This window comes from Pseudoalteromonas sp. SG44-5 (assembly GCF_014164175.1).
GTDB lineage: Bacteria > Pseudomonadota > Gammaproteobacteria > Enterobacterales > Alteromonadaceae > Pseudoalteromonas > Pseudoalteromonas nigrifaciens.
Window position 1 is genome coordinate 325,167 of record NZ_JACJES010000003.1, and the last position, 15,516, is coordinate 340,682.

Annotated in this window: 11 protein-coding genes and 1 pseudogene; 6 read left to right on the forward strand and 6 right to left on the reverse strand. The window is 38.9% G+C overall.

Annotated features, from left to right (window positions below; genetic code table 11):
- Window positions 1-8: 8 nt before the first annotated feature.
- The 3 genes from H5079_RS06070 to H5079_RS06080 are packed head-to-tail and all read left to right on the forward strand — an operon-like array spanning window position 9 to window position 2,633.
- Entirely contained in the window at window positions 9-797 is a 789-nt protein-coding gene (locus tag H5079_RS06070) for an ETEC_3214 domain-containing protein (protein ID WP_182678908.1), read from the forward strand.
- Between the two features lie 8 nt (window positions 798-805).
- A complete protein-coding gene (locus H5079_RS06075; RefSeq protein ID WP_011329874.1) occupies window positions 806-2,080 on the forward strand; it encodes a transglycosylase SLT domain-containing protein in 1,275 nt (424 codons plus the stop codon).
- Window positions 2,070-2,633: a hypothetical protein gene (locus H5079_RS06080; RefSeq protein ID WP_011329873.1), complete on the forward strand. Its 564-nt coding sequence runs from the start codon at window positions 2,070-2,072 to the stop codon at window positions 2,631-2,633. Before H5079_RS06075 ends, H5079_RS06080 begins: the two co-directional genes overlap by 11 nt.
- A gap of 53 nt (window positions 2,634-2,686) precedes the next feature.
- On the opposite strand, the gene H5079_RS06085 is transcribed toward H5079_RS06080, so the two are convergent.
- Both H5079_RS06085 and H5079_RS06090 read right to left on the reverse strand, forming a co-directional pair.
- Window positions 2,687-3,304 (reverse strand): LysE family translocator, encoded by a 618-nt coding sequence (locus tag H5079_RS06085; protein ID WP_182683695.1) that lies wholly within the window; start codon window positions 3,302-3,304, stop codon window positions 2,687-2,689.
- A gap of 444 nt (window positions 3,305-3,748) precedes the next feature.
- Window positions 3,749-6,217: a S9 family peptidase gene (locus tag H5079_RS06090; protein WP_182683696.1), complete on the reverse strand. Its 2,469-nt coding sequence runs from the start codon at window positions 6,215-6,217 to the stop codon at window positions 3,749-3,751.
- Between the two features lie 369 nt (window positions 6,218-6,586).
- Here H5079_RS06090 and H5079_RS06095 point away from each other — a divergent pair, with 369 nt between their 5' ends.
- A complete protein-coding gene (locus tag H5079_RS06095) occupies window positions 6,587-7,816 on the forward strand; it encodes a glycosyltransferase (protein ID WP_182683697.1) in 1,230 nt (409 codons plus the stop codon).
- 115 nt (window positions 7,817-7,931) lie between these two features.
- A complete protein-coding gene (locus H5079_RS06100) occupies window positions 7,932-9,158 on the forward strand; it encodes a threonine/serine exporter ThrE family protein (RefSeq protein WP_182683698.1) in 1,227 nt (408 codons plus the stop codon).
- Window positions 9,159-9,220: 62 nt separating this feature from the next.
- On the opposite strand, the pseudogene H5079_RS06105 reads toward H5079_RS06100, so the two are convergent.
- The 4 genes and pseudogenes from H5079_RS06105 to H5079_RS06120 all read right to left on the reverse strand — a co-directional run.
- Window positions 9,221-10,077: pseudogene (locus H5079_RS06105) on the reverse strand (zinc-binding dehydrogenase); the annotation flags it as partial.
- Between the two features lie 271 nt (window positions 10,078-10,348).
- Window positions 10,349-11,923 (reverse strand): sodium/sugar symporter, encoded by a 1,575-nt coding sequence (locus H5079_RS06110; RefSeq protein WP_182683769.1) that lies wholly within the window; start codon window positions 11,921-11,923, stop codon window positions 10,349-10,351.
- A 78-nt stretch (window positions 11,924-12,001) separates the two neighbouring features.
- On the reverse strand, window positions 12,002-13,144 hold the full coding sequence (gene galK / locus H5079_RS06115) for a galactokinase (RefSeq protein WP_182683699.1): 1,143 nt from the start codon (window positions 13,142-13,144) through the stop codon (window positions 12,002-12,004).
- On the reverse strand, window positions 13,145-14,185 hold the full coding sequence (locus H5079_RS06120) for a UDP-glucose--hexose-1-phosphate uridylyltransferase (RefSeq protein ID WP_182683700.1): 1,041 nt from the start codon (window positions 14,183-14,185) through the stop codon (window positions 13,145-13,147).
- Between the two features lie 164 nt (window positions 14,186-14,349).
- Between H5079_RS06120 and H5079_RS06125 the strand changes: the two genes are divergently transcribed.
- Window positions 14,350-15,354 carry a LacI family DNA-binding transcriptional regulator gene (locus H5079_RS06125; protein ID WP_182683701.1) on the forward strand — a complete coding sequence of 335 codons (1,005 nt, stop codon included), beginning with the start codon at window positions 14,350-14,352 and terminating at the stop codon, window positions 15,352-15,354.
- Window positions 15,355-15,516: the final 162 nt, after the last annotated feature.

Genomic DNA, 15,516 nt, shown 5'->3' on the forward strand with positions numbered 1-15,516 from the left:
GGAATGAAATGCCCGTGGAAAATAACAGCACACCTACAGAACAAGTTACTGAAGAAAAAAAAACAACTATAAAAAAACTTAAAGAATATTTTATTTTGTTAATGGTGGCGCTTATGGGCTTAGGTAACTGGGCAGATACTAAAGCTCTATCAATAGAAGCATATAATGGATTTATTACTAACTTTACAAATAAAATTGAAGAAAAAAAGATTTCAAAGTTAGACATAGGTAACTACCTTCCATATGCGCAAAAACAAATAGGTATACCGCAAGTCATTAAAACTTCAAAAATTGATGAACGTTACGAATATCGTTATTATAAAGAAGATAAATACCTCCTAACTTTAATCAATAAAGAAACTCGCATAGTAGCTATTGTTGTCCATAGCCTGTCCTATGACAAAAGCTTAGTTGACGATTTCTCACCTAAGGTACCGTTTAGTAACTTTAAATTAAAAGAGCACAGTCTTGAACAAATAGTGCCTGATAGTAATGAATTTTTTTATGACAGTAATAACATTAAATACTACATGCAAGTAAAACAACTCAATGCCCAAGGTATGTTTCTTAACTTAACGAGTGGCTTTAGTGATTATACTGAGCTAAAGGGAAATGTTGCTGAGGATCTATTCAAATTAGATGAAGTAACTTTGATGAGTGACGAGCAAACGCTTACTTCACCTATCACCAAAAAATTAGCAACCAATAAAGCAACTTTTTACGCAATCTCAGAATTACCAAGCGAATATATTGCTGATTCACTACTTACTAAATATGAATTTAACGTTTATTTTTAAGGAACAAAATGCGACATTTTTCATTGTTTTTACCACTACTTTGTACTTTTACAGTAACAAATATAAGTGCGAACACTTTTACTGAGTTTAAAAAGCAGCAACTTTTAGAAGCAACCAGTTTCAGCAAGCAATATAAACAAGATTACGCAAATTTTAGAGAAGCTTATTTAGCTGATTACGACTCTTTTAGAGATTCATTACTTAAGCATTGGTCTGTGCCCATCCAAAGCAGCACATTAAAGCAGGTCGTTTACAGTGCAGACCTAAAAAGTCGCATAATTATTGACGAACAAAGCATGACGGTTACTGTAGAAACATTAGATTCTCACAGTACGCTTGGACAAGCAGCTGAGACATTAATAACTGATAAAAATCTAGCCTCGTCTTTAGAATTAATAAGCCCAACTAAACAAGAATTAGAAAATAGCTTAGCAATTTCAAAAAGTGAAATTAAAAGTCAAAAAGAGTTAAAGCAGAACCAAGAAACGCTAGCACAAGAAATAACTACACAGTATGAACAGTCGCTAAGCAGTGTTGATAAAAACACTCAATTAAAGCCTCAACAAGCAATACAAAGTAAACAGCAATTAGCCATAGAAAAACAGCAGCGTATTGAAAAATTAAACACATCACTCAGCACCAAAGATAATGATGTGACTTATAAAAATATTACTTCTCGTACTTTTTCACTCCCTGACGAATATTTACATAAAAAAGTGAGTCCTTACTTAAACTTTTACTTACAATACGAGCAACAACAACTACCTCTGTTATTAGCAATTTCGCATGCTGAGTCATCTTTTAATCCAAATGCTAAGTCGCATATTCCCGCATTTGGGCTAATGCAAATTGTACCTAATTCAGCAGGTTTAGATGTAGCAAGAAAACACTTTAAAAAAGATATAGCGCCAACACCAGAGGAGCTTTTTGATCCTGATACCAATATCACTTATGGATCTGCTTACATTTCTATTTTAGACAAAAGTTATTTACGGAAAATAAAAGATCCAATAAGTCGTAAATATTGCGCAATTGCAGCTTACAATACTGGTGCAGGAAATGTAGCTAAAGCGTTTAATACTGATAAAAGCCGAAATATTAATCGTGCTATTTCTATTATAAACGACCTAGATAGTGAAAGTGTTTACAGTCACTTAATTGCAAACTTACCCTATGATGAAACAAAAAAATACCTTAAGAAAGTAAACAAGCTTGAACAGCAGTACCAAGCAAATATTAATCAATGGAACCTTAATAATAAGGAAATCAAACATGAAAAATAAACTTTTACCAATAGCCACTATTTTCTTTTTAAGCGCATGTGGATCAACTCAACAGCCACAATCAACCCCCTTTAGTAATGCTGATACTGTACCAAGCTGGGTTTTAATGCCAAGCGCACCTGAAGGAGGGTTAGCCTCATCTAGCTGTGTACCTTGGAGTGGTAATATGGCAGCAAGTAGAGCACAGGCTGTGGCTAGCGCGCGCGCTGATTTAGCAACACAAATTAATAGCAAAGCTCAAGTTCTTGATACCTTAATAAATAAGCAAATGCAGCAGCAAGATTCTGTACAAACACAAAGTTCTTTTACACAAGTAAGCCGCCAAACAGCCGAAGAAAGCCTTGTTGGTAGTATTGCAAAAGAAGTCAGCTTTGCTCAAATAAATAACCAAAAGCAACTATGTGCATTAGTTATTATGGAAAATACTAAGCCTATTTTCGATAAGTTGATTGAAAAGTCAGGCAAAAATCTGAGCCCTAATGATGAAGATATGCTTTACCGTGAATTTAGATTGCAACAAACCACTGAAGAGTTAAATAACTTAGCAAACTAACTCCATATTAAAATGAATACTGTAGAGTAAAGTTACTCTACAGTATGTCAGCACTACCCCAAAGCCAGCCATACACCAACGGCGACCATTAAACTGCCCGCAATGCGATTCATCCACTGGATGTTATTACCGCGCGTTAAAAATAATCGTAAGCTTTTTCCACCTGTTGCATAAGCCAACATACTTAAAAATTCGGTAACCATTATTACACTTAACAACACTAATAGTTGCGGGGCTACGTCATGTTCAATGCTTATAAATGGTGGTAGTAATGAGATCATAAACGCCCAGCCTTTTGGGTTGGCTATTGCAGTTACAAAGCCTTGCGTAAACAGTGACTGGCGACTTACAGCTGTGGCATTGCTGGTATTTACCGACATTTTTCCTTTAGAACGCCACATATTTATACCAATGTAAATTAAGTATGCACCGCCTACCCACTCTAAAATAGCAAACGCCTCTGGATAATTAAGCATAATACTCGCCACGCCTAGCACTGCAGCAACTGCAACACTAGCAACGCCGAGTAGCTCGCCAAGCATCATCCACAAAGTGCGCCGCACGCCAATACTCATGCCTAGCGTCATGGCTAATGTCATACACATACCTGGGGTGATCGAAACAAAAAAGAAGGTGGGAATAAATACCGCGAGTACTGTTATATCAATCATTTAAAACTCGTAATGGGTTAAAGACAAAGTTGTAATAGGTTCTAGGCGAAAGGGTAAAGGAAAAAGAGCTAAGGTGAAAGATAAATGATATGTAATATGACCATTTGTACTCGCTCACATTGAGCCAGTTTTTGGTAAGGTCCCCCCCCCCCTTAAACAAAGTATCAGCCCAAAATAAATTTTACCTATTAGTAAAACATCTCCCCACTTGAAAGCCCTGAACAGCAAGGCTTTCGCGTTATTTATCCTTTATTATGAAAAACAAAAAGCGTCTGAATTTGGAAATTTTATACACTCATATATGGCAAAAGTCTGAGATGATAAAGTGCAAAAATACATTTTGTTGCTCTAAAGTGCGGCGTACATACGCTCACTTTGCATTGGGAAGGTGCCGTGAGATTTAGAGTGGATCTTCTTGCTCTCACAGCATAAACACGTACTTTACTACTGCCTCGGTGTTGGCTCTGCCACTTGCTCAGTTATTACCTTTACCGGCTCAGCTGAATCATTTAGTAAGTACTTATCTAACCACTGCTCTTGCTCCCACAATACATGCAGTAAACTTTTACGAGCACGATAGCCATGTGCTTCATGGGGTAGCATAACTAAACGCGCTTCTTTACCTAAGCCTTTTAACGCGGCGTACATACGCTCACTTTGCATTGGGAAAGTTCCAGAATTCGGATCTTCTTGCCCGTGAATCATCAACATTGGCTCGTTAATTTTTTCGGCATGAAAAAATGGCGACATGTTTGCGTACACATCTTGGGCTTGCCAAAAGTCGCGCTCTTCGCCTTGAAAGCCAAACGGCGTTAAGGTGCGATTATACGCGCCACTACGTGCTATACCAGTTTTAAACAAGTCACTATGCGCTAATAAGTTAGCCACCATAAATGCACCATATGAATGCCCTGCTATTGCAATCTTGCCTTTATCAGCAATGCCTTTTTTAACCAATACATCTACGGCAGCTTGTGCGCTGGCCACTAGTTGCTTTCTAAAGTTATCATTTGGTTCACTGCCCTCAATACCTACAATAGGCATTTTAGGATCGTCAAACACCGCAATACCTTTAGCTAAGTAAGGCATCGGGCCCCAGTAACCAATAGAGGTAAACTCATAAGGCGATTCACGCACTTGAGAAGCGACTGCTTTGTCTTTATATTCAAGCGGGTATGCCCACATTAATACAGGTAATGAACCTTGAGATTTATCATAACCTGGTGGTAAATAAAGTGTGCCTGAAAGCTCAACACCGTCATCTCGGGTATAACGTAATTGCTCTTTTGTTACGCCTTTAAATGCAGGGTAAGGGTGCTCAAAATTAGTAATTTGAGTTAAATTTTGTTTATTTAAATCACGAATAAAAAAGTTAGGTTGCTCTGTTTTAGACTCTCTAATAGTAATAAAACGCTTACCTTCGTCATCAAGTAACGCACGAACACGCTCATAATAAGGTGCCGCTGATTGCCACAAACGTTTGCTGCTATTAGTTTTTACATCGTATTGGTCTAAAAACGGCACATTACCTTGCTCTGATGCGCCATTACCGCGTAAAAATAGATAGCGTCCGCCAACCACTTTTATTACCTTGCTGCCTAAATCATTGCGCTCATATAGTGCTCTACCAGGGTCTTTGTAGGCATCGTTGTAACTACGCTCTGAAAATAATATGCGGTTTTTATCAGCATCACGTGGGGCAATAATATAAGTACGCACTTGGCGGTCACTAAAGCGCCAATCGCTGAGCATAGCAATATTATCGTTACCCCATTCTATACCCGAATAACGACGCTCTACTTTAGCAAACAGTTTAGGCTCGCGCTTAAACGGTGCACGTAAGCTGTAAATAAAGTCGTGATATTCAACATCGGTTTTCATATCACCACCATCTTGCGCTTCAGCCCAAATAACCTCTGCACCTTGATCGGCTCGCCACTCAAAGTCACGTCTGCCAGTACGTACACTGTCGTAGCCTTGTGGAATATTATCGGCTAATGGTTGTTTTGCCAGCTCAACTAATGAAAAACCACGCATTCCCCATATTTGCCATGTTGTAGCAAAGCGGTTGTATGGAACTTGATACGAAAATGGCTCGTTTATGCTTGCCACTAATATATTGGTTGAGTCGGGTGATACTGAAAATGACTTAAGCAACGCAGGGCGGCCAATCGGTTGCGCATGTCCATCAAGCGTTATATAGGCGAGTTGCCCTTGGCCATAAAACTTAAACTGCGCCTCATCAAACGGACCGGTTAATAAGTTTTGATAAGTACGTGCAGGGGCTTTTTCGCCGCTACTTTGCTGAATAACAGGCACAGTACTTTGACTATCATTTTGTAACCTGGTTTTTCCTAAATTAACGGCTAAATTTGCAACCAAGGCACTGCTATCGGGTAGCCATTCATAGGGGGATGCAGTAAGGACAGAGTTTAGCGCAATTGAGTTTAGCTCATTAGCTTGTTTTGTTTTTACATTGTATAACCATAAACGCGCATCATTTTTTTGCTCAACCACAAAGGCTAAGTACTCACTATTTGATGACCACTTTGGCGCGCGAATAATACCTTGTGGCAAGTTATTAATATTAATAACCGTACCACTTTGTACGTGTTTAATTTGCACCGCACTGTATTTTGCACTTACGCGTGAGCGTGAAAAGTTTGCCGGGTTGAGTTTAATGCCCGCCAGTTTAAGCTCCTCTTTTGCCAACTCATCTAACGACACTACACGTTTGCGCTCAAACAATGCCAGCCATTGGCCATCGTCTGACAAACTACTAGTGGGCGATAACTTAGCATCTACTAATGCAGCAAGTTCAGCCGATGGCGTTTGATATCCTTGCTCTGCATAGCTCATTGGCAGTAATGCAATACAGCCAATAAAGGCAACTAACAGCCTAAAAGCGTTCATGTTTTGTCCTTTAGTAATTATTTAGTTTAATAAAGCTATCTAAACATGTTTTGCCGCATTCATAAAGCATTAAGGTTATACAAAATAGCGTAAATGATTTATCGCCACCCTAACTTAAGCTACACTACAGCGCTATTTATAAAGCGCTGTACACCTAAAAAACAATGCTGATGAATAAAGTAAATGCTGTCATATTTTTTAATATTACCCATTAATAAAAAATGACTTTATAAGCATTGAACTTGTGTAGAACTAGTGCGCTAAATTTACTGTACTACTACCGTTATTATTGTAATAACCATCACAAAAAATAAGCTTACCTGTTTCTATATGGGTAAATTTAAACTTACTAATAAGAGATCCTAGCCAATGAAAAAAGTGCTGGTAATTGGCTACGTATGGCCAGAGCCCAACTCATCTGCTGCAGGCACGCACATGATGTCGTTATTAAATGCCTTTAGAGCCCAAAACTGGCAAGTAGAGTTTGCAACGCCGGCACTGCGCACCGAGCACATGGTCAACCTTGACGACTTTGGTATTAGTAGCCAGAGCATTGCGCTTAACTGCGAAAGTTTTGACGATTACGTTAAAGCATATGCTCCCGATATCGTTATGTTTGACCGTTTTATGATGGAAGAACAGTTTGGTTGGCGCGTTGATAAGCATTGCCCGAATGCGCTGAAAATTTTAGATACTGAAGATCTACAATGTTTGCGTAATGCCCGCCACGAAGCCCACAAAGGCGAGCGAGAATTTACCACTAACGACTTGCATTCAGACATAGCAAAACGCGAAATTGCAGCCATCTTACGTTGCGATTTAAGCCTTATTATTTCTAGCTATGAAATGAGTTTACTTAATGATGTATTTAAAATAGAGCCTAGCTTATTACACCATTTACCTTTTATGGTCGATTTAAACACATTGCCCACCAGCACTAAAACCTTTGAGCAGCGCCAACACTTTATGACCATAGGTAACTTTAGGCACGCGCCAAACTGGGATGCAGTGCTTTATTTACAACAAATTTGGCCTCTTATTCGCAAGCAACTGCCTAAAGCTGAGCTGCATATTTATGGATCGTACCCGCCGCCAAAAGCAACTGCACTTAACAACCCTAAATCGGGGTTTTTAATTAAAGGCTGGGCCGATAATGCGTTTGAGGTAATGCAAAGCGCACGAGTATGTTTAGCACCACTGCGTTTTGGCGCAGGTATTAAAGGTAAATTACTTGAAGCCATGATTATGCAAACCCCAAGTGTTACCACTAATATTGGCAGTGAAGGTATGCATAATGAGTTACCTTGGCCCGGAAAAATAGCAAACACCGCCGAAGATTTTGCAAATGCAGCCGTTGAAATGTACAACAATCAAGGTGAATTTGAACAAGCACAACAAGATGGCAATACACTACTTAATACGCTGTATGACAAAGCCCAATTAAGCGCTGCGTTAATTCAAAAAGTCGATTCAATAAGTAGCGATTTAAACGCCCATCGCGAAAAAAACTTTACAGGCCAAATGCTCAAACATCATACAATGCGCAGCACACAATACATGTCGCAATGGATAGCTGAAAAAAATAAAAAATTAGATTAAAAATGACTAGACACACACCAATTAGTGTTTAAAATCGCGCCCATTAAACGTGGGCAAATTTCGCAATTTTGTCTATATTTTTAGCTTAGTTATTTAACCGTTGGCTTAAAAGCATTTGAAAAACGCAACCTTTACAGAAAAACGCAAATTTATCGTTAAATTAGGTAAAATGCTGCACAAATATGGTACGCCCGCATACCGCTTAGAAGCGCATTTAATGGAAGTTGCGACCTACTTAGACCTTAAATCGTCGTTTGTTATGTCGCCTACCTCTGTTACCTTTGTTATTTGGACCGACGGCCACGAAGACGAGTATACCCATGTTGCACGGGTAGATCCTGGCGATCACGACCTAGGCTCACTTGCCGACACCGACGACTTAGTTAATCAAATGCTTGATGGCAAGTTAACCTTGCACGAAGTGGACGAACAGCTAGACATTATTTTTGTTGCTCCTAACTCTTACAATAAACTCACTACGGGCATTGCGTTTGCCACATCTGGTGGTGCGTTTGCTATGTTAATGGGCACCAGTTGGTTTGATGTAGCTTGGTCTGCGTTACTCTCATCTCTTGTATACTTGTTTGTGCTGTGGTCGGGGCGCTCAAAACGTGTCGCCCACATGCTTGAGCCTTTGGTAGCAATTGTATCGTCAATCATTGCTTGTGCTATTAGTGTTTATTTTGCCCCAGAGATCAATATACGTTTAGTGGTACTGTCGTCCATCATTGTATTTATTCCAGGTTTAGCATTAGCCCTAGGATTAGCAGAACTTGCAGCAAGGCACTTAGTGTCGGGTACAGCACGGGTGATGGACTCATTCATGTTGCTGTTTAAACTCTACTTTGGTGGTTTTATTGGCATAGGTATTGGTTTTGCATTATTTGGACAGGCCGACTTTGTGCAACCTGCGCCACTGCCAGCGTGGACGCCTTGGCTGGCTATATTTTTACTGTGTAGCAGCCTAATAGTCATATTTAGAACCAAGCTTAAACATGCCGTGTGGTCTATCGCATCTGGCTTTATTGCTTATGGCACCAGTATTGGCTCGGCTATGTATCTCGATTACACCTTAGGGACCTTTGTTGGCGCATTAGCCGTTGGCATATTTAGCAACTTATTTAATCGCGTGGCCAACGCCCCCGCTTCTATTGTTGCTATGCAAGGCTTAATTGTATTAGTACCGGGTAGCAAAACCTATATTGGCTTAAATTCGCTTATTGAAGGTCAAGACTTTGTTTATGCAGAACATATAGGCCAGCAAACGTTTTTAATTTTTATGTCGCTAGTAGCTGGGTTAATTTTTGCCAACGTAGCACTGCCACCTAAAAAGAGTTTGTAAAACACCGGTTGAAGAAAAAGCTTGTTATGTTTTATACAGCACAGCAAGCTTTTAAAATAAACTTAACCACTATGAGGGATAGTTAATACAATCTTACCCACGTGTTGTTTTTCAATAAACGCCTGCTGCGCACTCACTATTTCTTTAAGAGGAAAAGTATGCGCAACAATTGGCTTTACCTTTTCTTCTTCAATAAAGCGTATTAAGTTTTTAAACACACCAGGTTCTAAAACGGTACAGCCAAAAAAGCTCAAATCCTTTAAATATAATGTGCGTATATCAAGCTCAACTAATGGGCCACCAATCGCGCCTGAAACCGCATAACGCCCTTTAGGTTTTAATACCTCTATTAATTTAGGCCATTGTTCACCAGCAACTAAATCGATAACGATATCTATACTGTTTTTACCTAATGTTTGAACTAAATCGTCTTCTCGAAAAATAACTTTATCTGCACCTAAACCTTTAACTGCTGCGCCTTACTTTTACTCGTATTAGCGACAACATATGCATCATGCGCTTTAGCTAATTGCACTGCAGCTGAGCCTACACCGTCAGATGCCCCCGTAACTAAAACAGTTTCGCCTTGTTTAGCTTTTGATCTGTAAAGCATGTTTTCGGCTGTAGAATACGAGCAAGGAAATGATGCAAGCTCTACATCACTATAGTGACTATTAATTTTATAAGCGTGGCTAGTATCGACAGAGGTGAATTGTGCAAAACCACCGTCGCATTCAGAACCAAAATACCAAGGAGTCTCAAGCACTTTACCTGCAGTATTAACAATACAAGGCTCTATTAGCACACGCTCGCCCAATCGACTTTTATCAACACATTCACCAATGGCCACTATTACACCGCATACATCGGCACCTTGAATACGCGGAAATACTAATGCGTTACCAGGCCAGCTGGCATCTCACTTTGCATTTGGGTAAACTTGCACGTACCGTTCTTAGAATGCCGGGGTCGAGTAATCGGATATAGCTGCGCGACATAAAAACAAATTCAAATAGCCGAAAAACCTCAGCGCCGACACTATGAATTTAACCGAGCAAAAACTACATTGATTATTATCTAGCTATGATTTTATTGAGCATCAATAAATTAACACCGATAACACCGCCATTATTTATCTGGCAATCATTAAAAAGGCCAATAAATTGGCCTTTTGCTAATTAATATATTGTTTACCACCAAGTGGCATATAAAGCCGTAAGAATTACTATCACGCCTACTACTGCAATATTAAATGGCTTGGTTGTGACAAAGCTCACTTGATCTAAACTAACACTGCTATCAGTCGAATTTTGCTTGCCCATCATTGACACTGAGAAACAAAGCACTAAGCATAATAAGAATACTAAACCGACTCGGTCCATGAATGGCAACTCAGGCCAAGAAAGTTTAAGTATCAATGAAAATATAGCTGATCCCAATGCAGCTGATAATGCGCCCATTGACGTTGCTCTCTTCCAGAACATCCCCATAACAAAAATAACCACAATACCGGGAGTGAAGAAACCAGTAAACTCTTGGATATATTGGAACGCTTGATCAAACTTTCCTAATAATGGTTGAGCGACAACTAAGGCAATGCACAGCGAGACCAGCGAGGCAACTCGACCAATACCCACATAATGACCTTGAGTCTCATTCGGCTTAAAGCGTGTATAAAGATCCATAGTGAAAATAGTAGAAATACTGTTTGTCATAGAAGCTAGAGATGACACTATAGCAGCAACTAACGCAGCAAAAACTAAGCCTTTTAAGCCAGCAGGCATTAATGCCATCATCGAAGGATAAGCTTGGTCTGGAGAAGTTAATGTAGGATAGAGAATAACGGCTGCAATACCCGGTAATACAACAATAAGTGGCATTAACAGCTTAAGGTAAGCAGCAAAAGCGATACCTTTTTGCGCTTCTTTAAGATTTTTTGCAGCTAAAGCACGTTGAATTATATATTGATTGAAACCCCAATAACTAAAATTCATTACCCACATGCCACCGATTAACACTGAAATACCTGGTAAGCTCATATAGTTTTCATTATCAGGGCTAAGTATCATGTCAAAATGTCCAGGCATTTGATCTGTCAGGATACCAAAGCCGGTTAAAACGCCTTGACCATCAGCAACAGCATCTAACGCTAAATAACTAAGTAACAGCCCACCAAAAACTAAGAGCACGACTTGTAAAATATCAGTAAAGGCAACCGCTTTTAAACCACCATAAAGAGAGTAGGCAACAGAGAACACTGCTAAAAATATCATACCGAACATCCAGTCAACTCCCGCAACTGTTTCTATGGCCATACCACCTAGCCATAAAACGGCAGTTAAGTTAACAAAGGTATAAACTGCCAACCAAAAAATTGACATCGTTGTTTTCACTTTACTGTCAAAACGTTGCTCAAGATATTGCGGCATGGTAAAAATTTTATTCTCTAAAAAAATAGGTAACATATATTTACCGACTAACACTAAAGTAATCGCTGCCATCCACTCATAAGACGCAATAGCTAAACCAATCGCATAACCAGAGCCTGACATTCCAATAATTTGTTCAGCGGAAATATTTGCTGCAATTAAAGAGGCACCAATAGCCCACCAAGGGAGTGCCTTACTGGCTAGAAAGTAGTCTTCTGTATTTGTCCCTTCTTGTTTTTCATTTCGGGAAATCCACCAAGCAAGGCATAACAAGCCTATAACGTAAACAATAAAAATTATGCTATCGAGCGTCCCCAATTTTGTCGTAAAACCCATCATTTATTCGCCTTTTATTTTTTAGTTTTAATTCTCTGTTTTAATTATTTTTTGTTTTGTAACGTTCTGAGTATGCGACTACCTGAATGCACCTTGAGTTGCAGTGCATTGGTAAATACTCGGTTTTATACCAAATATTTTCTCGTAATTGCTATTTACTGCATTCTTTACTTGAATCAACATAGATGAAGGTACCAAAGCAACTACACAGCCACCAAAGCCGCCACCTGTCATGCGAACTCCACCATTAATTCCTAAAACTCCATCTATAATTTCAACTAGGCCATCCATTTCTTTGGTAGTTACTTCAAAGTCATCTCGCAAAGATGCATGAGATTCTTTCATTGCGATACTAATCGCTGCCATGTCATTACTTTTTAGAGCATCTAATGTCGCAACAGCACGACTATTTTCAGTGATCACATGACGGGCACGCTTAAGTAATAACGGGTCTATTTGCTCTTGTACTGAGTTCAATTGTTCTAAAGAAACGTCTCGTAGAGTAGAAACATCAAAATATTTAGCGACTTGCTCGCACTGCTGACGCCTTAAATTATATTCACTATCAACCAAACCACGTTTAACATTTGAATTAACAATAAACAGCGTTAAATCATCAGGAATGAGTGCCTCTTCAAAGGACAAATATTTGCAGTCTAACAACATGGCGTGATTTTGCAGCCCCATTGCTGAGATTAGCTGATCCATAATGCCACAATTGCAACCAACAAAATCATTCTCAGCTTGCTGCCCCATTAACGCCGCACTAATGCCATCTAAATCTAATTGATACAATTGAGAAAATGCTTTGAGAATAGCTATTTCAAAGCTAGCAGAAGAGCTTAAACCAGCGCCTTGAGGTACATTACCTACAACAACTAAGTTTGCTCCATTAATATATGGATACTTCCGCATTAATGCTTGTAGCGTACCTTTAATATAATTACTCCACATTACCTGCTTATCAAACACTATATTATTGAGAGAAAATATATTCTTTTGTGAATCACAGTCATATGCATAAACTTCAACTTCCTTATCCTGCCTTGCTGAAACGGCAATTGTAGTGCCATAATTGATAGCCGCAGGGAGCACAAACCCATCATTATAATCGGTATGATCACCAATAATATTTACTCGACCGGGCGCATGGCAAACGAACTCTGCTGGACTTTGAAATTGTTGATAAAATAAGCCTTTTACTAGCGTTTTTTGAGTCATTTACTTCTCCTTATAATGAAAATCTGATAAATCACGTAACCTTTGCGTAGCTTGCTCTGCAGTTAAATCTCGCTGGGCTTCAGCCATCATTTCATAGCCCACCATAAATTTACGGATCGTGGCAGAGCGTAATAAGGGAGGGAAAAAACTGGCATGCAAAGTCCACTCATCATGTTGCATTCCATCAAAAGGAGCGCCATGCCAGCCCATTGAGTAAGGAAAAGAGCATTTGAATAAATTGTCATATTTGATTGTTATTTGTTTAAGAATAGCCGCAAGAGATTGTTTTCGTTGTTCATTCCATTCTGCAAGACGACTTACTGTAAACCTTAGAAGTAATAATGTTTCAAAAGGCCAAGCAGCCCAATATGGCACGACAACCAACCAATCATCGTTTATAACCACAATGCGCTCTTTATTTTCAATTTCTCTGACAGCATAATCTTGCAATAAATTACTGTTATATAAGTTGAAGTAAGCCTGTTGCGCTTTTTGTTTTTTCACAACTAAAGTAGGTAGTTGCTGTTGTGCCCAAATTTGGCCATGAGGGTGTGGGTTAGAACACCCCATCACACTGCCTTTATTTTCAAAAATTTGCACTGATGTATAAGTTCGCCTTAATTCATCACACTGCTTTTGCCAAGTATCAACAACATTATAAAGTTCATTTACTGAAAGCTCAGGTAAGCTTTTACTGTGATCAGGGGAGAAACAAATTACCCGAGCTTCACCTTGCTCCGTTGCCATTAAAAATAGTGGATCATCACACTTTACAACGGGAGTATTTTGCTTAATTGCAGAAAAATCATTCGTAAAAACATAAGTTTGTTTATATTCATCGTTTACTTCACCATTAATTCGTGAGTTTCCGGAACATAAAAAACAACTTTTATCATGGGCGGGAGTTTGATGCTCATCAAGCCTTTCTACTTGCCCCTGCCAAGGTCGCTTTGCTCGGTGAGTTGAAACTAATACCCACTCATCAGCTAATGGGTTATATCTTCGATGCGGATGCTCAGTCGGATCAAATTTGATAGTCATAATATTTAAAAAGTATTAATTATTGTAAAGATTAAACCAAGGGTAATCGTTTACCCCAAACTGAGCAAGCACTAATTTTAAACAAGTGGTTTATTGTTACTTAACATCTTTTCAATGTATATTAACCAAACTTAATCAGATTATATAATGAAAGCAATTACCTAATGGCAACAATAAAAGACGTAGCCCGTATCGCAGGAGTTTCTGTGGCATCCGTATCTCGTGTATTAAATAACGGCCCAAAAGTCAGTAAAAAAACCATTGAAAATGTGCTTAAGGCAATGAAAGACTTGAACTATACACCTAATGCGAATGCTCGAGCCTTAGTCACTCAGAGAAGCACTACAATAGGTGTAGTGATTCCAGACCTTGTTGATCCCTTTTTTGCCTCTTTAGCAAATGGTGTAGAGCAAGTTGCACGACAAAACAATATGCAATTGCTTTTAAGTACGGGATTAGTCTCAGCCGAGTCTGAAATGCAGGCCATCAACTTACTAATAGAAAGACGATGCGATGTAATGGTGGTACATAGTAAAAAATTATCTGATGAGGCATTGATTGCATTAGCAAAAAAAACATCAGGTTTAGTGCTGATCGATCGCTATATTGAAGAAATAGCAGAACGTTGTGTTTGGCTAGATAATCTCGAAGGTGGAAAGATTGCAGCTCGTCATTTATTGTCATTGAATCATAAAAGCTTTGCCTGCATCTCAAGTAAACATCAAATAGATGATCCGCTACTCAGATTACAAGGATTTCAACATGAACTAAAGTTAGTAGGAGCAGATGTTGACCTTATTGAGTACGGCCCTCCCACACTTCAAGGAGGAGAAATTGCCACTCAAAAGCTACTCGCTTCAGGAAAGAGTTTTTCTGCACTATTTGTTTATAACGATGCAATGGCAATCGGTGCTATTTCTACATTAGAAGATAATGGATTCAAAGTACCGTATGACATCTCAGTACTCGGTTTTGATGACGTGTTACTCTCTAGGTATTCAAGGCCAAAGTTGAGTACACTCAACTACCCAATTGGAAAAATGGCAATACAAGCAACTAATATAGCGCTTGAACTATCAACTAATAACACAATAATTGATGACCGAAAAAATTATAAACATATTCCCAGGATTATAAAGCGAGAATCAACTAGTTTTAAATCAGGTTAATCAGAAGATTAAATAAGCTAATCAACTTGCGGCTATTTATATAGGTTTAACTAATGGGCTAAAAAACTACTCAAGCTTCTAGGCAGAAACCAAAAAGGTAACTCGTGTTTGGTATTTATGCGTCGCTATAAGCTATTTATGGCAATAACATATTGCTCAGCA